This window comes from Pedobacter sp. (assembly GCF_045628745.1).
Taxonomy (GTDB): domain Bacteria; phylum Bacteroidota; class Bacteroidia; order Sphingobacteriales; family Sphingobacteriaceae; genus Pedobacter.
Window position 1 is genome coordinate 1 of the sequence record NZ_JAZQPU010000433.1, and the last position, 22,034, is coordinate 22,034.

General features: G+C 40.7%; 20 protein-coding genes and 1 rRNA gene. 16 read left to right on the forward strand and 5 right to left on the reverse strand.

All coding sequences use genetic code 11. From position 1 onward, the window contains the following. From rrf to ACR2F7_RS15785, 9 genes are all read left to right on the forward strand, one after another. Positions 1-92 (forward strand): 5S ribosomal RNA (rrf, locus tag ACR2F7_RS15745); the annotation flags it as partial. Between the two features lie 764 nt (positions 93-856). Next, the gene (locus ACR2F7_RS15750) at positions 857-1,306 is read left to right on the forward strand and encodes a cytochrome B (protein ID WP_432714497.1); all 450 of its coding nucleotides are present in this window, start codon (positions 857-859) and stop codon (positions 1,304-1,306) included. Between the two features lie 321 nt (positions 1,307-1,627). Then, on the forward strand, positions 1,628-3,034 hold the full coding sequence (locus ACR2F7_RS15755) for an anthranilate synthase component I family protein (RefSeq protein ID WP_432714498.1): 1,407 nt from the start codon (positions 1,628-1,630) through the stop codon (positions 3,032-3,034). A 10-nt stretch (positions 3,035-3,044) separates the two neighbouring features. Continuing rightward, positions 3,045-3,629 (forward strand): anthranilate synthase component II, encoded by a 585-nt coding sequence (locus ACR2F7_RS15760; RefSeq protein ID WP_432714499.1) that lies wholly within the window; start codon positions 3,045-3,047, stop codon positions 3,627-3,629. After that, the gene (gene trpC / locus ACR2F7_RS15765) at positions 3,613-4,404 is read left to right on the forward strand and encodes an indole-3-glycerol phosphate synthase TrpC (protein WP_432714500.1); all 792 of its coding nucleotides are present in this window, start codon (positions 3,613-3,615) and stop codon (positions 4,402-4,404) included. Before ACR2F7_RS15760 ends, trpC begins: the two co-directional genes overlap by 17 nt. Before the next feature lie 23 nt (positions 4,405-4,427). Then, on the forward strand, positions 4,428-5,618 hold the full coding sequence (hflX, locus tag ACR2F7_RS15770; RefSeq protein ID WP_432714501.1) for a GTPase HflX: 1,191 nt from the start codon (positions 4,428-4,430) through the stop codon (positions 5,616-5,618). 18 nt (positions 5,619-5,636) lie between these two features. Beyond that, positions 5,637-6,020, forward strand: coding sequence for a ribosome-binding factor A (locus ACR2F7_RS15775; RefSeq protein WP_432714502.1), 384 nt, complete (start codon positions 5,637-5,639; stop codon positions 6,018-6,020). 1 nt (position 6,021) lies between these two features. Further along, complete coding sequence (locus ACR2F7_RS15780; protein ID WP_432714503.1) at positions 6,022-6,726, forward strand: peptidoglycan DD-metalloendopeptidase family protein; 705 nt, start codon at positions 6,022-6,024, stop codon at positions 6,724-6,726. A gap of 19 nt (positions 6,727-6,745) precedes the next feature. Beyond that, on the forward strand, positions 6,746-7,396 hold the full coding sequence (locus ACR2F7_RS15785) for an energy transducer TonB (RefSeq protein ID WP_432714504.1): 651 nt from the start codon (positions 6,746-6,748) through the stop codon (positions 7,394-7,396). 2 nt (positions 7,397-7,398) lie between these two features. Here ACR2F7_RS15785 and ACR2F7_RS15790 read toward each other — a convergent pair whose 3' ends face one another. After that, positions 7,399-8,265 carry a diacylglycerol/lipid kinase family protein gene (locus ACR2F7_RS15790; protein ID WP_432714505.1) on the reverse strand — a complete coding sequence of 289 codons (867 nt, stop codon included), beginning with the start codon at positions 8,263-8,265 and terminating at the stop codon, positions 7,399-7,401. A 59-nt stretch (positions 8,266-8,324) separates the two neighbouring features. Here ACR2F7_RS15790 and ACR2F7_RS15795 point away from each other — a divergent pair, with 59 nt between their 5' ends. Next, on the forward strand, positions 8,325-9,299 hold the full coding sequence (locus tag ACR2F7_RS15795) for an App1 family protein (RefSeq protein ID WP_432714506.1): 975 nt from the start codon (positions 8,325-8,327) through the stop codon (positions 9,297-9,299). Here ACR2F7_RS15795 and ACR2F7_RS15800 read toward each other — a convergent pair. Together ACR2F7_RS15800 and ACR2F7_RS15805 are read right to left on the reverse strand one after the other, a co-directional pair. After that, positions 9,292-10,491, reverse strand: a complete 1,200-nt coding sequence (locus ACR2F7_RS15800; RefSeq protein WP_432714507.1) for a DUF1501 domain-containing protein — start codon at positions 10,489-10,491, stop codon at positions 9,292-9,294. The genes ACR2F7_RS15795 and ACR2F7_RS15800 overlap by 8 nt on opposite strands. Positions 10,492-10,511: 20 nt before the next feature. Beyond that, the gene (locus tag ACR2F7_RS15805; RefSeq protein ID WP_432714508.1) at positions 10,512-11,939 is read right to left on the reverse strand and encodes a DUF1800 domain-containing protein; all 1,428 of its coding nucleotides are present in this window, start codon (positions 11,937-11,939) and stop codon (positions 10,512-10,514) included. 69 nt (positions 11,940-12,008) lie between these two features. Here ACR2F7_RS15805 and aat point away from each other — a divergent pair, with 69 nt between their 5' ends. Then, positions 12,009-12,644, forward strand: coding sequence for a leucyl/phenylalanyl-tRNA--protein transferase (gene aat, locus ACR2F7_RS15810; protein ID WP_432714509.1), 636 nt, complete (start codon positions 12,009-12,011; stop codon positions 12,642-12,644). On the opposite strand, the gene ACR2F7_RS15815 is transcribed toward aat, so the two are convergent. After that, positions 12,641-15,538, reverse strand: coding sequence for an SNF2-related protein (locus ACR2F7_RS15815; RefSeq protein WP_432714510.1), 2,898 nt, complete (start codon positions 15,536-15,538; stop codon positions 12,641-12,643). The genes aat and ACR2F7_RS15815 overlap by 4 nt on opposite strands. Before the next feature lie 459 nt (positions 15,539-15,997). Beyond that, positions 15,998-17,539, reverse strand: coding sequence for an L-piperidine-6-carboxylate dehydrogenase (gene amaB, locus ACR2F7_RS15820; protein WP_432714511.1), 1,542 nt, complete (start codon positions 17,537-17,539; stop codon positions 15,998-16,000). A 323-nt stretch (positions 17,540-17,862) separates the two neighbouring features. Here amaB and ACR2F7_RS15825 point away from each other — a divergent pair, with 323 nt between their 5' ends. The 5 genes from ACR2F7_RS15825 to ACR2F7_RS15845 all read left to right on the forward strand — a co-directional run. After that, positions 17,863-19,266, forward strand: a complete 1,404-nt coding sequence (locus ACR2F7_RS15825) for a tetratricopeptide repeat protein (protein ID WP_432714512.1) — start codon at positions 17,863-17,865, stop codon at positions 19,264-19,266. 64 nt (positions 19,267-19,330) lie between these two features. Next, positions 19,331-20,098 (forward strand): phosphosulfolactate synthase, encoded by a 768-nt coding sequence (locus ACR2F7_RS15830; RefSeq protein WP_432714513.1) that lies wholly within the window; start codon positions 19,331-19,333, stop codon positions 20,096-20,098. Positions 20,099-20,106: 8 nt separating this feature from the next. Continuing rightward, a complete protein-coding gene (locus tag ACR2F7_RS15835) occupies positions 20,107-20,856 on the forward strand; it encodes a shikimate dehydrogenase family protein (RefSeq protein WP_432714514.1) in 750 nt (249 codons plus the stop codon). Between the two features lie 11 nt (positions 20,857-20,867). Beyond that, positions 20,868-21,503, forward strand: a complete 636-nt coding sequence (locus tag ACR2F7_RS15840) for an MBL fold metallo-hydrolase (RefSeq protein WP_432714515.1) — start codon at positions 20,868-20,870, stop codon at positions 21,501-21,503. A 24-nt stretch (positions 21,504-21,527) separates the two neighbouring features. After that, positions 21,528-22,034: ABC transporter permease (locus ACR2F7_RS15845; RefSeq protein ID WP_432714516.1), on the forward strand; the 507-nt coding region annotated here is incomplete at its 3' end.

Below are 22,034 nucleotides of genomic sequence, written 5' to 3' on the forward strand. Positions count from 1 at the left end.
TGTCCACCTCTTCCCATTCCGAACAGAGAAGTTAAGCCCACCAGAGCCGATGGTACTGCGGTAACACGTGGGAGAGTAGGTCGGTGCCAAATCTTAAAGAAAGCCTGTAAGTGTAAACTTACAGGCTTTTCTTGTTTATATGGGGTTTTGGAACAGAGCTGAGCCCTGTGTAAAGTTTATATGGGTTTTTAGCACAGCGCAGGGCAAATAGCCATATCTGCTTTATAACCCATAACAGCATTGTGCTTTGCTTTCATTTAACATTTTATATATAAAAGTAATCTGGCACCATGTTTAATTAATCTCCTTAATTTTTTCCTTTCTAAAATGAGCTGATCATTTTTTTTCTTGCGTAATTTTATCCAATCACCTTTTTAGTTTTAGAATAGTGCAGGGTTCTGTTTGTTTCATGTCCTGAGTCTTAATTATCAACCCTTCCTGTCTTCTCCAGAGTTAGATATTCCCGCGTCTTTCCTTTTCCTGAAACTGAAGTTAACCTATCATAATTACGCTGGATCAGCTTTTTAATCCTTATACGCCAAGAGAGCCTGCATAAAAGGTTATTTAGGGGCATTCCCATATGTGTGGTTTATGTTTTGGCTCTTATTGACAGACGTTGTGTATTCACTATTTGCTTATATTCAGCTTATTCTTTTGTTCACCGGCTGACTTTGGAAAAAGACTATGCTCTAAAATGCATAATATTATAATGTGATTTATATGAATACAATGTTATAGAATCTCAATCCGCACCAGATAGGAGCCTTTCTTAATTTTACTGATATTTTCGACGTTATAATGGCTAAATAATAGTTAATTTAGCTGTTCATATAAAACAATTGCTAATACATATATTATGGGTTTAAGTGAAATATTAAAAAGTGCACACTCTGGCTGGCGTTATATCGTTATGCTACTTCTTTTGGCAGCCATCGTCACTGCTGTTTCAGGTTGGTTAGGTAAAAAGCCATATACCGAGGGAAATAGAAAATTAAATGTATTTACCTTAATCAGTGCACACATTCAATTTTTGATGGGCTTGATTTTATATTTCATGAATAGCTGGTATAAAGCTGATAGTTCCATAGCATTAGGACGTTACTGGAAAATGGAGCACATCAGTATGATGATCTTCGCCGTAATTCTGATTACCGTAGGTAATGCCCGTTCTAAAAGATTTGATAGTGCTCAACAAAAACATAAAACGATTGCTATTTACTTCACCTTAGCAGCAGTGATTGTTATTGGGGCTATTATTGCTATGGTAAGCGCCGATCCTTCCAGGTCTTTTTGGGGAGTATCGTAAAATATATTTTAAATTGTAAGATTTATTTATATTTTTGTAATACATGATCAACAATAAACATAGCTGGCAATGGCGCGTTAATTCTAAAAAGAGTTACGTCGTTGCTTTGTGTACCATATAGTTTATCAACCTAAACCGATCCACAATCTTTAACCCGACGTATTACGTTGGGTTTTTTTGTTTAAAAGAAAATTAAAATGAGAAGGTTATTGACTACAATTAACATCACCTATTTATTATGAAACATTATCAACTAGTGCTCCTAAAAGCCAGTAATAAGTCAATGGTCCCTTCATCACCTATAAAAAATATTATACGCTAATGGATACTAAATTTACCATTCATACTACCAGTAAAACCAGCCTGGCAGATACCACCACACCGGTGAGCATTTACCTGCGCCTGCGAGATGTATTCCCCAATACTATTTTATTAGAGAGTTCAGATTACCACAGCAGGGAAAATTCAGTGAGTTACGTTTGTGCAGATCCTGTAGCGGGAATTATCCTGAAGGATGGGGTCCTATCATCCTACTTTCCTGACGGCACTAAGGAGGAGAAAACGGAGTTCAATCTAATTGCTGAGATCGATGCTTTTAAGGCACGGTTCTCCAAGACTAAAAATGTAGAAGAGCGTTACATCTCCTCAGGGCTCTTTGGGTATTTTACCTGGGATACCATTCAATATTTCGAGGATATCAATTTTACCGCTGAAGTTTCCAAAGAAGACAGTATTCCTTCTATGCAGTACCACATCTACAGGTACAATATTGCTATAGATCACTTTAAAAATGAGATTACCTTTTATAACAACAGCTTTAATGAAAGCGCAAATCTCGATACAGAAAAAATTGAATACATCATTCAAAATAAAAACTTTCCGGAGTATAGTTTCAAAAGTGTAGGCGAAGAAAGTTCCAACTTAACTGATGAAGACTTCCTCAATGTTGTTGAAAAACTAAAGAAGCACATCTTAAGAGGTGACGTTTTCCAGATAGTTCCCTCACGCGCCTTCAAGCAAAGTTTTAGTGGTGATGAATTTAACGTATACCGTTGTCTGCGTTCCATCAACCCATCACCATACCTGTTCTACTTTGACTATGGCAATTTCAAACTCTTTGGCTCTTCGCCAGAAGCACAGATCACCATTAAGAACAATACAGCTAATATCTATCCAATAGCGGGTACCTTTAAGCGGACCGGTAATGATGCAGAAGATGCAGAGCTTGCTAAACAACTTGAAAACGACCCCAAAGAAAGTGCTGAGCACGTGATGCTGGTAGACCTGGCAAGGAATGATTTAAGCAGGCACTGTAAACAAGTAGAAGTTAAATCATTTAAAGAAGTACAGTATTATTCCCACCTGATCCACCTGGTATCAAAAGTGAGTGGTAATTTACAAAACAACGTTTCGGCAATTAAGGTTGTTGCAGATACCTATCCTGCGGGAACCTTAAGTGGAGCGCCCAAATATAAAGCGCTTCAACTAATTGATCAATACGAAGGGCTGGGGAGAAACTTTTATGGCGGAGCCATCGGCTATATGGGTTTTGAAGAAGAGTTTAACCATGCCATCATGATCAGAACCTTTATGAGTAAAAACAATGAACTTCATTACCGCGCTGGTGCAGGAATTGTAGCAGATTCCATTGCCATCAACGAGCTCAATGAAGTAAACAATAAAATAGCAGCCTTAAGAAAAGCCGTTGTAATGGCTGAACATATATAATCTGATGACCATGGAAAAGAAAGTATTAGTAATCGATAATTATGATTCATTTACCTATAATCTGGTTCACCTGATTAACGAAATCGGTTATGAGGTAGAAGTGTGGAGAAATGATAAATTTAAGCTGGAAGACGTGGAGCAGTATGATAAGATCCTGCTTTCGCCAGGTCCCGGTATTCCAGAAGAGGCGGGATTACTTTTAAAAGTAATTGAAAAGTATGCGCCTACGAAAAGTATTTTTGGTGTATGCCTGGGCCAGCAGGCCATTGCAGAGGTGTTTGGTGCTAAACTTTTAAACCTTGGCAGACCTATGCATGGTGTAGCCACCCCCATAACCGTATTGGATGATGCAGAAATAACCTTTACCGACTGCCCTGAAACTATTAACGTAGGTCGTTATCACTCCTGGGTAGTAGATAATGAAGGCATGCCTGATTGTCTAACCATAACGGCTAAAGATGTGGACGGACAGGTGATGGCTTTAAGACACAATGACTATGATGTTCGTGGGGTGCAGTTTCACCCTGAAAGTGTATTAACGGCGTATGGTAAACAAATGATGAAAAACTGGTTGGAAAATGAATATTCTAGATAAAATAATACATCGCAAAAGGGAAGAAGTAGCACTTGCCAAAACGCAGGTCTCTGTAAAAGAATTAACTTCGGCCGTCAACTTTGACCGCAACCCTTATTCATTTAAAGAATTCCTGTTGGATGAAAATAGAACAGGCATTATTGCAGAGTTTAAAAGAAGATCCCCTTCAAAGGGATTGATCAATGATCATTCTACCGTAGAGGAGGTAACCAGCGCTTATGCTGCTGCAGGTGCTTCGGCCTTGTCGGTGCTTACCGATGCTGAATTCTTTGGTGGAAATGCACAGGATGTCATCAAGGCAAGAGCCGTTAACCACATCCCGATTTTAAGAAAAGAGTTCATCATTGACGTATACCAGCTTTATGAAGCAAAGGCCATGGGTGCCGATATCATATTGCTTATAGCGGCCGTGCTTTCCCCTCAACAGATCGTTAGCCTAACAGCTACGGCAAAAAGCCTTGGGTTAAATGTGTTGCTTGAAGTACATAACCTTGCAGAACTCCAGCGCAGTGTATGCCCCGGTCTGGATGCCATAGGTGTCAATAACAGAAACCTGGAAGACTTTACCGTAAACATTCAAACCTCTTTTGACCTGGTAGATCAAATTCCTAACGATTTCATGAAAATCTCAGAAAGTGCCATCAGCGATACGCAAACCATCAGACAACTGAAAGCTGCTGGTTTTAACGGCTTTTTACTGGGCGAGGTATTCATGAAAACGCCAGACCCCGGTGCGGCTATGGATCGTTTTGTCAGTGAATTAATCTCGGTATAACTTTTGTATCTTTGTAAAATACGATGGGAAAAGAGAAATCATATGATACCGCTATTAAGCAAGAGCGGGCAGTACTTGTAGGTGTAATTAGACCAGGTGAAACCCAGGAGGAGACCAAGGAATACCTTGATGAACTAGCCTTTCTGGTAGACACTGCCGGAGGTAAAGTAGAACAGGTTTTTACACAAAAGATGACACGTCCAGAACGGGCTACTTTTGTGGGCACCGGTAAACTGATAGAGATTCAGGCTTATGTAAAGTCTGAGGAGATCGATCTGGTTGTTTTTGATGATGAATTATCGCCTTCACAACTAAGAAATATAGAAAGAGAATTGCAGGTAAAAGTGTTGGACAGGAGTAATTTAATCCTGGATATCTTTGCCGGACGTGCACAAACGGCGCAGGCAAAAACCCAGGTTGAACTTGCGCAACTACAATATTTATTACCCCGGTTAACCCGACTATGGACTCACTTAGAGCGCCAGAAAGGTGGTATCGGGATGCGTGGTCCGGGTGAAACTCAAATTGAGAGTGACAGAAGGATGATCCTTGAGAAAATAGCGCTTTTAAAAAGCCGCTTAAAGCTCATCGACAAGCAAAACGAAACGCAAAGAAAAAACCGTACACAACTGATCAGGGTAGCCTTGGTAGGTTATACCAATGTGGGCAAGTCTACCATCATGAACATGCTTTCTAAATCGGAAGTATTTGCCGAGAACAAGCTGTTTGCTACACTAGACACTACTGTTAGAAAAGTAGTGATCGAAAACCTGCCATTTCTGTTGTCAGATACCGTTGGTTTCATCCGCAAGCTACCTCACCATTTGGTAGAATGTTTCAAATCTACGCTAGATGAAGTCCGCGAAGCAGATATTTTAATCCATGTGGTTGATGTTTCTCACCCTAACTTTGAAGACCAGATTAACGTTGTTAACGAGACTTTAAAAGACCTTGGGGCAAGAGAAAAAGAAACCATTATGGTGTTCAATAAAATTGATGCCTATGTGAGTCCGGAAACACAAGAAGAAGGAGAAGAAAAACCCGTTTTCACCCTGGCAGAGTTTAAGAAAAGCTGGATGGCGCAACACAATGCACCGGCCTTATTTATCTCGGCCCTGAACAAAGAAAATTTAGAAGAATTTAAACAATTATTATACGATAAGATCGTGGTGATGCACACGCAGCGCTACCCTTACGATAAATTGTTATATTAATATAAGATCAGTATTATTATGGAAAGTAAAAGACAAAGGAAATTTGCGGGCGTGCTGCAAGAAGAGCTGGCAGCAATATTTCAACGTGAGGGAGCAGCCTATTTACCAAATACACTGGTTACCATAACAAAGGTAAGGGTATCATCAGATCTTGGCGTAGCTAAAGTATATCTAAGCTTTTTAAGCACCAACAATACGGCTTTATCAATTGCTGAAGTTAATTCACATGCCAGTGAGATCAGGTATAAACTCGGTGCACGCATTCGACACCAGGCACGTATTGTTCCAACCCTAAATTTCTTCCTGGATGATACCAATATGTATGTAGAACAAATGGATAAAATCTTTGACAAGATCACCAAAGAAAGAAAAGATCCAGAGCCGGAAGAAGAACAAGATTAGCATGTCGCCAACAGAAAAATTAGCACAGTATGTCCAACGTAAAGACATTGATGTTACTCCTGTTGTAGATTTTCAAAAGGGTAAAGACCTTCTTTATCCTTTTGATTTTACAAGCAACAATAAGGACCTCAATGAACCTATCCTGGCCGATACAAGCCGCTTTTCTGATTGGGTAACCCAGCAGCTTGAAGATCACCAGTGCCGCTACGGCATTGGTGGTTACAATGAGCATCGCACCATCTATGCCCGAAGTGCACATTTTGATACCCGCGAAGAACCCCGCCGGTTGCATTTAGGGGTGGATATCTGGGGCCCTGCAGGCACTCCAGTATACAATTTTCTCCCTGCAACGGTACACAGCTTCAAGTTCAATGATCAATATGGTGATTATGGAGCAACCATTATTCTAAAATACCAGCTTAACGACCTGGTGGTCTATGGACTTTACGGCCATTTAAGTGTAGCCTCTTTAGAAGGCTTACAAGAAGGACAGCCCCTGGCTGCCGGCGCAGCATTTGCCACCTTTGGCATTCCTGCAGAAAATGGTCATTGGCCACCACACCTGCATTTTCAATTGATATTTGATATCCACGGACAAAAAGGTGACTTCCCCGGGGTATGCCAATATTCACAGAAAGAAACATTCCTCGCCAATAGTCCTGATCCTTCAGTGATTCTGAATTATACTTTTCTCCAAAACAATTAAATTTTATGTAAATTAGGGAATGAGACAATTCTTAACCCTATTGTTCCTTCTATCCACTACGTTAGTTGTGGCACAGCCTAAAATAAAGGGAGGGCTTGATAACTTCATAAAAACCAATTTACATTATCCTTCCTATTCCATGCGCAACTGCCTTGAGGGCAGCATCACCATTGCTTTTAAACTCAGCAAACAGGGCAGGGTATACCAATCCCGGGTGCAGTCGGGAATAGGTACCGATTTAGATGAAGAGGCTTTAAGGCTGATTCGAAAAAGTTCCGGTCAATGGATGATGCCAGCAGGTTATGATACAACTACGGTATTGGTAGTGCCTGTTAATTTCAAGCTCCAGGGCTACGACTGCAACCAAAAAAGCAAGGTGGAAAAGCAACAAGCTGTTGCGGCTTACCAGGCGGGCGAAGGACTCACCGATGCCATCCTTAATTTTTATAGAAATAAAGAAGCCGGTACTTATAAAAAAGAAGATGAATCCCGCTTTCTCAAACTCAAAGAAGAACTGGGCTATAACAAAGCTTATATGGAGGGTAAAATAGAGGATGCCCTTAGAAAGATCAAGCAAAAAGACCAGGAAGGTGCTTGCGAAGATTTGTTATTTGTTAAACACATGGGTTTTGACCTTGCAGATGAGCTGTTGAAAAAGTATTGCCCTTGAAATTAAGGCTTAACGATGATCTTAATGGCTGCCGGAATAATTTCAGCAACAATGCGGTTCACCTTTCCCATATATTCACCGTCGACCTGGAAATGAACTCGGCCTTTGGTCTTGATATTTAATTCTCTGGTCTTAAAGGTTTCTATTTTATCTGGGTTAAAGGGCAGGGAGGTAAATTTCACCTTTAAAATCTCCATTACCGAGTAATTCTTTACCAGAATCACCTCAAAGAAATCATCATCAAGCTTGCCTTCAGGGTTAATTTTTACCCCCGTACCATACATGGTGGCATTGGCAATGACAACCATAGCCGCTGTAGATGTAATCTCTTCTTCATCCGTTCTGAAAACCACTTCCATTTTATTCCTGCTCCAGAATGCCTGCCAGGCTGCTTTAGCATAACCCCACATACCTCTTTGGGGTAAATCATCAAACTTTTTTACAACGTAAGCATTGTAACCTATATCAGCCAGATGGATGCACAGCTCTCCATTTACAATCACCCCATGGATGTTCCTGGGTGTACCACTCAATGTTAGCTCTAAGGCCTCATTGTGATCCATAGGGATACCTAATTCTTTAGCCATGCCGTTGGCTGAACCTGCTGGTAAAATTCCAATAGGGATGTTTGACCTTAATAAACTTTCTGCTACCAGCTTTAGTGTACCATCGCCACCCACAGCAATTACTTTGGTAGCATTGGAATCCTGAATGGCTCTTTTAATTTTCGATATAGAACAATCTTTTGGAAGTGGAAAAATCTCATAAAAGTAATCTCTGGTAGAGAAGAAATCCGTAATGAGCTCACCAAAGTCAGTACCGTGCCTCCCAGATCTGGGATTCACGATGAATAATAATTTTTGTTCCAATGATTAGCTTTAATATGTATTATTACAAACAACAGTAGCCTCTATCTGTTTTATTTTTAATGAATAAATCTGCTAGCGTAAAAATATACCATGGTTACGGTCATACCCACAATCTTGTTGTTTACGGTCATGTATTTAAATACAGGGCATTAACGCATCAGGTTTTCAGTGACAATTTATTTGTCAATATTCTACATCTTTTAAAGCTCTTTGTGCTAAAGCCTATGCCTTTTACAAAGGTGAGGCTTAGGTTTCTTGACGATGTAGTCGATCAAAAGACAGAATATGACGGTTTTTTTAGGTTTGAATGGGAAGCTAGCAAAAATGTCAATGCAGGCTGGCATGTGGTAAAGGTAGAAACTTTAGATGAAGAGGATAATGTTATTGCAGAAAGTGCAGGCAAGATATATGTGCCCCACATTACCCAGTATGCATTTGTATCTGATATAGACGACACGGTAATGGTTTCTCATTCCGCAACGGTATTCAGAAGGTTAAGAGAGTTATTCATTAAAAACCCCCGCACAAGGAAAACCTTTGCACATGCCCAAAAGCATTACGATTTGCTGGCCCACGCCCATACGGAGGCAGATCAGCCCAATCCTTTCTTTTATGTATCAAGTAGTGAATGGAATCTTTATGACTACCTGGTAGAAATGTTCAGGTTTAATGAAATGCCAGAGGGAGCCTTTTTACTCAACCAGATCAAACAATGGAAGGGACTGTTTAAAACAGGAAAAACTGGCCATGAGGGCAAGCTGTTGAGGGTAAGAAGAATTCTGGCCGCTTTTCCTAACCAGAAGTTTGTGTTTTTTGGCGACAACTCGCAGCAAGATCCAATGATCTATACCACCATAGCCCATAAATACCCGCAGAATATTGAGGCCATTTACATTCGCCAGGTCGTTGATAAAAATGCAGAGGCCACTAAAGCTTTGCTAGCCGCGATAGAAGAAAAAGGTGTTAAAACCTGCCTTTTTAAAACCAGCGAAGAGGCTATAGACCACTCCAAAAGCATTGGGTTAATTAAATAAAATCAAGCGTATTGTATTTCTTGTTCAAGATGCCCTGGTTAGCTACGTTTAGCCATTTGTCCAGCACGGTACCATACACCTGTCTAAAATCTACCTGGTATTTTAAATCGCCATTATCTAAGTCACTCAGGTTAGGGGCGCCATTAAAAATACCCTGTTTTTTTAACTTACCGCCAAAGAGCATCATGTTATTGGCGGTGCCATGGTCAGTACCATTACTGCCATTCTGTTCTACTCTCCTTCCAAATTCAGAGAAAGTCATCACTAGCGTATCCTCCAGTTTATTGTTTTGCTTCAGGTCTTTCAAAAAAGCACTAATGCCCTCCGCATATTGTTTAAGCAGGTTGCCTTGTTGCTGTTTCTGGTTTACATGGGTGTCAAAGCCACTCAAAGACACATAATAAACCCTTGTTTTTAATCCCGAGGAAATAAACTTAGAGACGGTTTTCAGCTGGTTAGAAAAACCGGTACCTGGGTAAACGGCTTTGTTCTGGTATAGTTTAGAGGTATTTTGAATATAGTCTGCAGAAGAAGAAGTTTCAATCATGGTTTTGTATAAATAACCAAGGTTGTCCTCATCCAAATGCTCCTTCTGGCTACGGATCATCTCCTTAAAAAAAGGCTCATTGGTATTTCTATACAAGGCTGCCGGATCTTTAAGTGCAATTCCTTTTTTAGAGTTACCTTTAAGTGCCAGAGACAGGCTATCGTCAACCTCAATTGCCGTATAAGGATATTTACAGGTGTCGCAACTCGAATCAAGGTAACGGCCAATCCAACCGGTAGATAAAAACTGATTGGCATCACTGGCCGATTGCCAGATATCCATAGACCTGAAATGCGATCGGTCGGGATTAGGATAACCAACATCGTTAATGATGCTCATCCAACCCTGGTCGTATATTTCTTGCAGCGCTGCCAAATTAGGGTTGAGGCCCTGCATGTCATTGAGCTTCAGGATTTCCTGTGCCGGTATGGCTATGTTTTTTCTTTTCTGGTAGTAAATGTCATTACCATAGGGGATGACGGTATTGAGGCCATCATTACCGCCCGACAATTGCACCACCACCAGGTTTTTATAAAGGCTCAGTTCATCCAGGGCCAATGCCTCGAAGGGCTTTATAAAAGCGGGAACCATCAGCGCGCCTGCGGAGGTAAAAATGGTATTTCGTAAAAAATCTCTTCTTTTCATAACTGTTTTCCTCCTTTAGCTTAGCACAGCTGGTATTCTGGGGTGCTGGTTATTTCTATGGCCACGTTTTTAAGACTTGCAGCTTTATTGACCATGGCTTTATTCTTCTCGTTTAAAGCAGGTTGTAATAAATAAGTGGCCAGGTCTATAGCACTGCAATCTTTAGGTAAAGCACCTAAAAACCGATTCCAATCGGCCTCTGCATTGATATAAGACTTTGCAACCTTCGCTTTCCCTTTTCTGTTGATGGCAATTAAGGCCTCATCTTCTATATCGCCTTTGGCCGTAAAGTCTATCTGTCCATCGTTAAGCACCAACGAAGGAATGCGCATCCTTAACATTAACGAAGAGCTGTCGATCCAGCTTTTGCCACCGGGCCATCCCGCCACATTTGGTGGGTTAAATAAATACTGCCCTAAGCTGCTTTGCAACTGTATCAACACTTGTGGTTTATGGTAATTTACATAAAAAGTTTTGCTGAGGGTGACCAGAAATTCTACCGGAGATTTTATTTTGTTGCCCACCTGCGCCGTCTCGTAAAACCAGCGTGCTTTAAGCAGCTTTTCCATCCCTGCGGCAATGCTGTACTTTTCTTTATAAAAGTGTTCCGCTAGTTCTTTAATATGTACCTCATTGGGCTTTTCATTCACAAAAAAAGCATAGAGCTTCGCACAAATAAAATGTGCTGTGGCAGGTTGTTCTAAAAGAATATCGATAATGGCCTCGCCATCAAAATTCCCTGTTTTGCCGAAAAAGGTTTTGCTCTCCGCATCATGAACCTGGGTTCTAAATTCAAACTCACCTTCTTTGTTGTAACTCCAGCCCGTAAATGCCCTTGCCGCGGCCTTGATATCCTGTTCGGTATAATTTCCCCTGCCCAAAGTAAACAACTCCATTAGCTCTCTAGCGAAATTCTCATTAGGGCTGTTTTTTTTGTTCTGCTGGTTGTTGAGGTATTGCAACATGGCGGGCGACTGAGAAACCTCCATAAGCAAGGTTTTAAAGTTCCCCAGTGCATGTGTGCGTTGAATATTGTTCAGCTGCTGTGCATAATAGGGGTTGTTAGAGCGGCAAGCGAAATGACCATGCCAAAATAAGGTCATCTTCTCCAGAAAAGGGCTGCTGCTACTCATCATCTTTTCCATCCACTCCACATTCAGGTCTCTGCCTTTTTCATTTTGCTGCCTGATGATCATTTTCCTTTCTTCGCTTTCTGCTGGCGTGAGCTCTTTTTTTGCCCCCAAACCTGCTTGTTTCAGCAATTGCTGCCTGGTTTCAAAGCCATCAACGGTCTTTAAGCCTTCGGCAGCATCAGCCTGTTTTAGCAAATCATTTACCACCTGGTTAAGGTTTCTCTTGCTTGCTTTGATTAAATCTGTATAGCTGTTGCCGAAGCCTGCACGGTTAAATAAATGCTTTACCTTAAGGAAATTTTCTTTCTGATCCATGCCTATGGGGGGATTGTACTTATTAAGACAATATAACCACCAATTAGTTTAAACTGTGTAATATTGTAAATGATTTTTAGGTTGCTTGAAAACGAAATTATCTTTCCCGATACTGCGCTGGCAGAGCCCGATGGCTTATTAGCTATTGGTGGCGATTTAAGCAAGGAACGTCTGCTTTTGGCCTACCAGAGTGGTATTTTCCCCTGGTTTAGTGAGGGTGACCCCATTTGTTGGTTTGCGCCACCAGAACGTTGTGTCATTTTTCCTGAGCACCTTAAAGTGAGTAAAAGCATGAAAAAAATATTAAAGGACCATGTTTTTAGCATCACCACCGATACTGTTTTTCCTAAAGTGATTAAACATTGCGCAAAAGTGGAGCGCAAAGATCAGGATGGTACCTGGATTACAGCTGAAATGGAAAAAGCCTACATCAATTTACACCAGGCAGGTATAGCGCACAGTGTTGAGGTATGGCAAAATGGCCTATTGGTGGGTGGTTTGTATGGTATTGTCGTTAACAAAGTCTTTTGCGGCGAAAGCATGTTTAGCCTGGTCAGCAATGCCTCTAAAGCAGCCATGGTATGGCTATGTCAAAATGGTGGTTATGAGCTTATTGATTGCCAGGTGCCTAACCCGCACTTATTTAGCCTGGGTGCAGAAATGATTTCCCGAACGCAATACCTCCGTTTATTGCAAGGTCTTTAATTGAGTAAATCCTGGATATCTTCTTTGCTTAAAGATTTAAAGAAACTTTCTTCGGTGGTAATCAGCGTGCTGGCTAATTTCTTCTTCCTGTTCTGCAGCGAAAGAATTTTCTCTTCCACCGTATCTTTGGTGATGAACTTATAGATGAAAACCTTTTTATCCTGCCCTATGCGGTGGGTACGGTCAATGGCTTGTTGCTCGACTGCAGGGTTCCACCAAGGGTCTAAAATAAACACATAATCGGCTTCAGTCAGGTTTAACCCTACACCACCCGCTTTAATGGAGATCAGGAAGACCTTTAACGTCGTATCCTGCTGAAAATCAGCCACAATTTCACCTCTGTTTTTGGTGGTACCATCTAAATAGGCATACGCAATTTGCTCTTCTTCAAGGTATGTTTTAAAGATGCTCAGGTGTTTCACAAACTGAGAGAAAATTAACACTTTATGCCCCCCTTTAAGTACATTGTCTAATGTGTTGATAATGCTTTCAAATTTCCCGGAGTCAGAGGTGTAACCTTTATCAATCATCACCGGATGGTTAGCCAGCTGCCTTAATGCCGTTAAACCTTGTAAAAGCTGTACCTGTTTCTTGGCAATAGAACCATCGTCCATGCTGCTCAGCAAATCGTTACGGTAAGCAGATTTTGTTTCCTCGTAAAAAGTAGCCTGGTCTTCGCTCATGTTGCAGTAAATAATCTGCTCCGTCTTTGGAGGCAACTCTGCGGCAACCTGCTCCTTGGTTCTTCTTAACACAAAGGGTTTAATGATGGCCTGTAATTTCCTGGCCTTCTCCTCATCCTTCTTTTTCTCAATAGCCTGCACATATTCCTCGTTAAAATAGGCCTGTGTGCCCAATAGACCAGGATTTAAAAAGGTAAGCTGTGTCCATAGATCGCCTACAGAATTCTCTACCGGCGTACCGCTCAAAATCAGTTTATATTTTGATTTCAGGGCCCTTACTGATTTGAAGGATTTGGAAGAAGGGTTTTTGATATTCTGACTTTCATCAAGAATGATATAATTAAAATAGAAGTCTTTGAGCACGCTAAAGTCTACCCTGGTAATGCCATAGGTGGTAATAACTACATCGTAGTCTATAAATCTGCTGACATCCTTATTTCTTGAGGTCCCTGTTTGGGCAAGAATTTTTAAATCTGGTGTAAACTTCTGTGCCTCACTTAACCAATTATAAATTAGGGAAGTAGGCATAATGATTAAGGAAGTACCCGGTGTGGCATTTTGCTCGTTTTCTTCTTTCATCTTTTGCAGCAAGGCCAGCGTCTGAATGGTTTTTCCTAAACCCATATCATCAGCAAGACAGCCACCGAAATGGTATTCCCTTAAAAAGCTAAACCAGTTGTAACCTGCTTTTTGGTAGGTCCTCAGGTCGCCTTTAAAATTCACAGGCATATTCACATCACCGATGTTCTCAAAATCATTGAGTTTTTCAAGTTTACGGTTCAGGGTAACATGTGCTAAACTATCTTCCCCTAAATCGCTCAGTAGACCGATATGGTGTTTTTTTAATTTCAGTGATTTCGAACCATCAGAAAGCACAAACAAACTGCCGTACTTGGTAAACCAATGTTCGGGTATGATGGCTATAGAGCCATCTGGCAAAGGGAACTCTCTTTTTTTATGAAGGATATATTGTTTTAAGGCTAAAAAAGGAATAGGGTGGGCGCCAAAATACACAATGGCATTGATGTCAAACCAATCGTTGTTTTCACTGATTTCAAAGTCTATCTTGTTGGTGGCAAATAAAAACTTTTTATGGCCGGCACTCTGTTGTATCTCATAACCTTTCTGTTGCAGCTCTTCTAAGTGTTCATTTACCCAGTTGATTACACCATAAGAACGGTCGTCTTCTTCATTTTTATGATGCAGCTCCAGGTTATAAAAATGGGTGCTTGTTTTCTTTAAGCCTGATTTTAACAGCTCACTAAATTTATGCTTTTCCCAATCGGCCTTTCTTTTAACGCGTGTAAAAATATAATTGTCTTCTATCTTTTCTATCCTTACACTTACTTTACGTTCCACGTCCATCGGGAAGGTATAGTCGCCATATTTAAAAGACAGCTGCAGTTGAGAGCTGCCCCCTTCTACATAAATGACCTTTAATACCGGTATGGGCTCATGGTTTTCGGTTTGAATGTCGAAACCTTCCGCATAAACATGGTACTTTTCAATCAGGGGGGCCACAAACTTTTCAAAGTAAGCCTCCTCTGTTGATTTAGGGATGGTGATATAGCGTTTGCTCAAAAAGGGCAGGAGTTTTTTGCCTTCAATATCTTGCTCAAAATAGTAGAGGATATCATCCAGCAGCAACCATGCAGGCTGGTTGCTCACCACCTGTGCATCTTTAAACATAAAGTCTATACGCAGGTTCTGGTATTTAATGGTCGGGAAATAGCGGGTCTCCAGGTTATTTCTGCGGAAGTGAAAAAGCACCGTTGCCGGTTCTGTGGCAATTTCAATCTTTCTTTCTGCAGGCCATCCATCTTTGCCCATCAGGTACAAAGAATCTGTCACCAGCAAGATGGAAAGCACCTCCAGCAGTCGCTTTTCTATTTTCGGCCTTACTTTATCATAGAACTTATCATCGAAATATTTGCTGAAAAACTCCATGGGCCTGATGGGCTTTTTATAATATTTCTTGATGATGAAATCCTGTTCCATCTCATCAAGAATTTTAATGAGCTTCAGGTCGTTGCTGCTGAGGTGTTTAGCAAACTCTTCTGCCGTGTGACTAAACAGCCTTTGGTAAGTTAAAGAAAAATCACCGTGTGGATTTAACTGAACCATATGGGGTTCAATCACATAGCCTAAAAACTCATGTTTACATAAGGAATAAACAATTTTGCAAGGTTTTGTACTATCAACACGTAGCATAAGGAGTAGTTATAAAATTGCACAGGCGCAAACTAAAACTTTAAACATACGGCAAAATGATAGTCTTTCAAAAATTAAAGGGCTTAAAATTCAATAAAAAAAGAGAGGTTGCATAATCCCACTATTCTACAAGTTAAACTCCGCTATTATATAGCTAATCAGTAACTAAGCCTTCAGAGGGCAATGACAGGGCATTTGTATATCGGTTCGATATAGGAAGGCCCTACGAAGGCCCTACCAGTGCCCTCTGAAGGCTATCTGAACTAATAGCTGTAGACAAGGTGATTGATACTCGAAATTAACGATAGAAATGTCTTTGAGAGGGCTAAAGAAAGAGCTTAAAATTGCGCTCTGATTCAGGCTTTACGTTCACCCATTTATAGGCAATTTAGCAATAAACGAAAAGAGCCGTATTATTTTTTAACAATACGGCTTTTCTACACCTTATGGTGTTAAGGTTTAAATATGGAATTTGATACCTTGCGCCAGTGGCAGGGTATTAGAATAATTAATGGTATTGGTTTGTCGGCGCATATAACCTTTCCAGGCATCAGAGCCACTTTCTCTGCCGCCGCCAGTTTCTTTCTCACCCCCAAAGGCGCCACCAATTTCAGCACCTGAAGTGCCAATATTTACGTTGGCAATGCCACAGTCAGAACCTGCAACAGACAAGAACTGTTCTGCCTCTCTTAAGTTTAAGGTCATGATGGCAGAAGATAAACCTTGAGGCACTCCGTTTTGCAAAGCAATGGCTTCTTCCATGGTTTTATATTTAATGAGGTATAAAATAGGGGCAAAAGTTTCTTCCTGCACAATCTGGTAGTGGTTTTCTACTTCAGCTACACATGGTTTTACATAACAGCCCGATGCATATTGCTCACCTTCCAGCACACCGCCTTCTACAACATAGTTTGCACCTTCAGCCTTACCTCTTTCAATCGCTTTTACATATTGTTCTACAGCAGCCTGGTCAATCAGTGGACCTACATGGTTATTCTGATCTAAAGGATCACCTATTTTCAGCTGTCCGTAGGCTTTCACCAACTTCTCTTTAAACTGCTCGTAAATGTCTTCATGTATAATTAAGCGCCTGGTAGAAGTACACCTTTGTCCGGCGGTACCTACAGCACCAAAAACGGCCCCAATTAAGGACATGTCAAGGTCGGCATCTTTAGAGATGATGATGGCATTGTTACCACCAAGCTCCAGGATGGTGCGGCCAAAGCGACCGGCTACAGCAGCAGCCACCAGGCGGCCAATACGGGTAGAACCTGTAAAGCTCACCAGGGAAATTCTTGGGTCATTGTTAATCTGGTCGCCAACAGCGTTACCGATCAGCAGGCTGCTGATCCCTTCAGGCATTTCATTGGCCAGGAGTACATCGGCTAATATTTTCTGACAGGCAACAGCACATAGTGGTGTTTTTGAACTCGGTTTCCACACGCAAACATTACCACAAACCATGGCAAGGGCTGTATTCCAACTCCATACCGCTACCGGAAAGTTAAAGGCCGAGATGATGCCCACAATACCCAGTGGGTGCCATTGCTCATACATCCTGTGGTTAGGGCGTTCAGAATGCATCGTTAAGCCATACAGCTGTCTTGATAAGCCTACGGCAAAGTCACAGATGTCAATCATCTCCTGCACTTCGCCCAGGCCTTCCTGTAAACTTTTCCCCATTTCATAAGAAACCAGGGTGCCAAGGTCTTCTTTATTTTGTCGAAGGGCATCGCTCCACTGGCGTACAATATCGCCTCTTTTTGGTGCTGGCACATGGCGCCAGAATAAAAAGGCTTGCTCTGCCGTTTTGATTACACTTTCGTAATTTTCTTTACTCGCTACACTAATTGTGGCAATCTTTTTGCCGTCAACTGGAGAGAAGCTGTCTATTGTTGCCTGCTCATTTACAGCCACAACAGATTCACTACCGATGCTGTAAGCAGGGTTTTGTGCTAAAATACCTAAATTTTCTAATACTGTACTGATCTCTTTTTGCATGTGATAAATGATTTTTACAAACAATTTTTACTAAACAAAGATGCTCTTTTGTACCCTATAAAAAAATAGAAAGGCTGTTTTCTTGACCTCTATATTACCTGATTTGGCTTTTTGTTTCGTTATTTTGTATTTAATTCAGAGCAACCTAAATGCGCATTGTGATTTTTGGCATACCATTAACATGCTGTCAGCTATAATATTAGCTGAAAATAAAAATTTAAACAGGTAAATGTTGAAAATAATTTCGCTGTTTTAATTATAAAAAACGTAAACTTATATTGTGTTTTTGTATTAAGAGGATCTGTTCTTTAATTAGTCTATACATGGAAGAGGAATTTTACTTTGATTTTAGTGATGATGCGCAACGTTCAGTAGAGCGTTATGAGGAGATGATACGAAACCAGGATCAGTATTTTTTTGACGCGCAGGCTTTCGAAAATATTATTGATTACTACATTGATAAAAGTGATCCTGTTAAAGCCCTACAGGTAATTGAATATGCCCTTAACCAGCATCCTTATGCTGCGGTTTTTCTTGTTAAACAAGCACAACTTTATTTCATTACTGATCAGCTCGACAGTGCTTTTGCGGCATTGGAAAAAGCAGAAATGCTTGAAGCTTCAGAAGCAGAAATTTATATTTTAAGAGGAAATATCTACAGCAGCCTTGACCAACATGCCTTGGCGCTGGATAATTTTCAAAAAGCTATTGAATTTGCCGAGAGCACTGATGATATTTATTTGCAAATTGCTTATGTGTATCAGAATATGCTGGACTATGAGAATGCCATTGTCTACATCAAACGCAGCCTGGAGCAAAATATGGAAAATAAAGACGGCTTATACGAGCTGGCTTTTTGTTATGATATTTTGGACAAGCAGGAAGAGAGCATCCAGTTTTATAAAGAATATATCGACAACGACCCTTATTCTTATGCGGCATGGTATAACTTAGCCAACTCTTACCATAAGCTGGATTTGTTTGAAAAAGCAATTGATGCTTATGATTATGCCATCCTGATCAAAGATAACTTTGCTTCTGCCTATTACAACAAGGGTAATGCACTGGTGCAACTTGACCGTTTTGCCGAAGCCATAGAGGTGTACAAGCAAACTTTTGAGTACGAAAAGCCCAATGCAGATACTTATTGTGCCATAGGGGAGTGCTACGAGAAGCTGGAGCAGATGGATGAAGCGCGTGCTTATTATAAAAAGTCCGTTAAAATGGACCCTAAGATGGCGGATGCCTGGTTTGGGATCGGTGTAACGCTCAACTTTGAGGAGCGTTTTTTTGAGTCGCTTCATTTTTATAAAAAAGCCCTTGACCTGGATGGGGAGAATCCCGATTTCTGGTTTGCCATGGCAGATGCCTACTATAAATTGGGCCAGATAGAGAAATCTATTGAAGCTTATGACAAGGTTTTGGAGTATAATCCCCTGGATGTTGAAGCCTGGCTGGATTTCTCTACTGTACTTTATGAACAAGGAAAACTTTTAGAAGCCTCGGAAATTATTGCCGATGGCATTAAAAATAATCCCGATGCGGCAGAGCTTTATTACCGCATGGTTGCCTATTTATTCGCTTTAAAGAAAGGTGATGAAGGTTTTATATACCTTGAGACTGCCTTAAGTATTGAACCAGAGAAGCATTATATCCTGTTTGAATACTTGCCACAACTACAAGATAATGGGATGATTTTAGAGGTTATTAATAGATATATAAAATAAATATCCTCTTTTATCAAATCAACTTGTAAAAAACAGTCTATTTTTTTTCACCTTTGCAGCATATATGAACTATCCTTTAAATAATATACCAGAACGTCCAGTGAAGCCTCGTCAAAAAGGCATAACGATGGTAATGGACAAAGGTTTAAGCCTACGACAAACAGAAGATTTTATTGATGTTGCCGGTATTCATACCGATATAGTAAAGCTAGGCTGGGCTACGTCTTTTGTGACGCCCAACTTGAAAGAGAAATTAGCGATTTATAAAAGTGCCGGTATCCCCACTTATTTCGGTGGTACTTTGTTTGAAGCCTTCGTCATCAGGAATCAATTTGATGACTACTGCAGGGTTCTTGACCAGTTTGGAATGGAATATGCCGAAGTTTCTGACGGCTCGATCACCATTGAGCATGATGAGAAACTGGAGTTTATTGCTAAACTTGCCAAACAGGTAACCGTTATTTCTGAAGTAGGCTCTAAAGATGCCAAAAAAGTTTTCGCACCTTATAAATGGATCAAACTGATGAGTGCAGAGATTCAGGCGGGCTCATGGAAAGTGATTGCTGAAGCACGTGAAGGTGGAAATGTAGGAATCTACAGAGATTCAGGAGAAGTAAGAGAGGGTCTTGTTGACGAAATTCTAACACAAATTCCTGAAGAAACCATTATCTGGGAAGCTCCTCAAAAGGAACAACAGGTTTGGTTTATCAAATTGATTGGTACAAATGTAAACTTAGGAAACATTGCACCAGCAGAAGTTATTCCATTGGAAACCATTCGCTTAGGTTTAAGAGGTGATACTTTTGATTACTTCCTTAATTCAATTAAATAAACCATCAAATGGTTTTAAGAACATTTGGACTTATCGGTTACCCGCTCTCGCATTCTTTTTCAAAGAAGTATTTCAGCGAAAAGTTTGTAGAGCAAGGTATAGCCGGTTGTGAATATGACTTGTTTCCACTGGAAGCCATAACACAGCTGCCTGTTTTGCTGCAGGAACATCCTCAGTTGCAAGGTCTGAATGTAACTATACCTTATAAAGTTGCTGTATTGCCCTATATAAACGAGCTTGACGAAGCGGCAGCCTATATTGGTGCGGTTAACTGTATCTCCATAGGGCAGCGCAACGGCGAGCGTTATTTAACAGGTTCTAATACCGATGCTTATGGTTTTGAAGAATCTTTAAAACCCTTGTTAACTGCCGGGCATCAGAAAGCTTTGATCCTCGGTAACGGTGGTGCAGCAAAAGCTGTTAAATATGTATTGCAAAAGCTGGGCATTTCTTTCCTTTCAGTTGTGAGAACAGCGGCAGCAGATGCCATTCTTTATGAAGAAGTTAACGAAGCCCTTTTAAAAGAATACACCGTGTTGGTAAATACCAGTCCGCTGGGCATGTCGCCAAATGTTGACACCTTCCCCGCGATACCCTACGAATACTTGTCGGAACAACACTTGTGTTACGACCTTGTTTATAACCCTGCAGAAACAAAGTTCTTGCAGTTGGCCAAAGCAAAAGGGGCGGTCATTAAAAACGGACTGGAGATGCTTGTCTTACAGGCAGAACGTTCATGGCAAATTTGGAATCCATAAAATAAGAGTTTATGATCAATCTTCAACAATTTACTTTTAATGCTTACCAGGAGAATACCTATTTGCTGTACGATGAGACAGGTGAATGTGTAATCATCGATCCTGGAATGTATGAGTCTTATGAACAGAATGAGCTGGTGGCCTTCATCAAAGAAAAGCAGTTAAAGCCCGTTCTGTTGTTAAATACACATTGTCATATTGATCATGTTTTTGGCAATAAATTTGTGTTTGAGCAATGGGGCTTAAAGCCTCAGTGTCATCGTGGTGAATTACCAGTTCTTCATGCTATACCGGGTTATGCGCCTGCCATGGGTTTCAGGTATGATGTATCGCCAGAGCCTGAAGTTTTTATTGAAGAAGGTGACGTGATTAAATTTGGCAGCAGTGAACTGGAAACTATTTTAGCACCAGGGCATTCGCCAGCACATTTGTGCTTTTACGCAAAATCAGAAAATATCCTTATTGGTGGTGACGTGCTCTTTTATGGCAGCATCGGCAGAACAGATTTGCCCGGTGGAAATCATGAACAATTACTACACAGTATCAGGGAAAAATTATTTATCTTACCAGCAGATTGTAAAGTATATCCCGGTCATGGCCAATTTACCCTCATCGGTAACGAAAAGGCACATAATCCGTTTTTCTAACTTATCCTAAAGCGCTACTGTATCGTGAATACGCCTTTTTATATTGCTCGCAGGTATCTTTTTGCTAAAAAGTCCACAAACGCGATTAATATCATCTCTACAATTTCTGTATTGGGCGTATTTGTTGGCAGTGCAGCATTATTCATCATCCTTTCCGTCTTTAATGGCTTTGAAGAAGTTGTACTCAAAATGTACAATACCTTTACGCCTCACCTGGTTATAGCACCTGCAAAAGGGAAAACCTTTGACCCGAATATTTCGGCCTTGCTGCAGCTGAAAAAAGATCCCCGGATATTTTCATACACCGAGGTGCTTGCCGAAAATGCTTTGTTAAAGTACCGCGACAGGCAATCTGTTGGGTTAATAAAAGGAGTGAGTGCCGATTATTTAAAAAACCCTAATCTGGATACCATTACCATTAACGGTCAGTTTGTGCTGGAAAATAAAATGGGTCAGCATGCTGTAATCGGTTCTGCCATACAGAATTACCTGAGAATAAACACTAACGATCCGCTGACGCCATTACAAATC

Coding starts and splice junctions, on each gene's coding strand:
- ACR2F7_RS15805 (WP_432714508.1), bottom strand. CDS start 11,939: ATGGATCAGAAAGAAAATTTCCTTAAGGTAAAGCATTTATTTAACCGT.
- ACR2F7_RS15795 (WP_432714506.1), top strand. CDS start 8,325: ATGAATAAATCTGCTAGCGTAAAAATATACCATGGTTACGGTCATACC.
- ACR2F7_RS15755 (WP_432714498.1), top strand. CDS start 1,628: ATGGATACTAAATTTACCATTCATACTACCAGTAAAACCAGCCTGGCA.
- ACR2F7_RS15815 (WP_432714510.1), bottom strand. CDS start 15,538: ATGCTACGTGTTGATAGTACAAAACCTTGCAAAATTGTTTATTCCTTA.
- ACR2F7_RS15760 (WP_432714499.1), top strand. CDS start 3,045: ATGGAAAAGAAAGTATTAGTAATCGATAATTATGATTCATTTACCTAT.
- ACR2F7_RS15830 (WP_432714513.1), top strand. CDS start 19,331: ATGAACTATCCTTTAAATAATATACCAGAACGTCCAGTGAAGCCTCGT.
- ACR2F7_RS15780 (WP_432714503.1), top strand. CDS start 6,022: ATGTCGCCAACAGAAAAATTAGCACAGTATGTCCAACGTAAAGACATT.
- amaB (WP_432714511.1), bottom strand. CDS start 17,539: ATGCAAAAAGAGATCAGTACAGTATTAGAAAATTTAGGTATTTTAGCA.
- ACR2F7_RS15750 (WP_432714497.1), top strand. CDS start 857: ATGGGTTTAAGTGAAATATTAAAAAGTGCACACTCTGGCTGGCGTTAT.
- ACR2F7_RS15775 (WP_432714502.1), top strand. CDS start 5,637: ATGGAAAGTAAAAGACAAAGGAAATTTGCGGGCGTGCTGCAAGAAGAG.
- ACR2F7_RS15840 (WP_432714515.1), top strand. CDS start 20,868: ATGATCAATCTTCAACAATTTACTTTTAATGCTTACCAGGAGAATACC.
- ACR2F7_RS15835 (WP_432714514.1), top strand. CDS start 20,107: ATGGTTTTAAGAACATTTGGACTTATCGGTTACCCGCTCTCGCATTCT.
- ACR2F7_RS15825 (WP_432714512.1), top strand. CDS start 17,863: ATGGAAGAGGAATTTTACTTTGATTTTAGTGATGATGCGCAACGTTCA.
- trpC (WP_432714500.1), top strand. CDS start 3,613: ATGAATATTCTAGATAAAATAATACATCGCAAAAGGGAAGAAGTAGCA.
- aat (WP_432714509.1), top strand. CDS start 12,009: ATGATTTTTAGGTTGCTTGAAAACGAAATTATCTTTCCCGATACTGCG.
- ACR2F7_RS15800 (WP_432714507.1), bottom strand. CDS start 10,491: ATGAAAAGAAGAGATTTTTTACGAAATACCATTTTTACCTCCGCAGGC.
- ACR2F7_RS15785 (WP_432714504.1), top strand. CDS start 6,746: ATGAGACAATTCTTAACCCTATTGTTCCTTCTATCCACTACGTTAGTT.
- hflX (WP_432714501.1), top strand. CDS start 4,428: ATGGGAAAAGAGAAATCATATGATACCGCTATTAAGCAAGAGCGGGCA.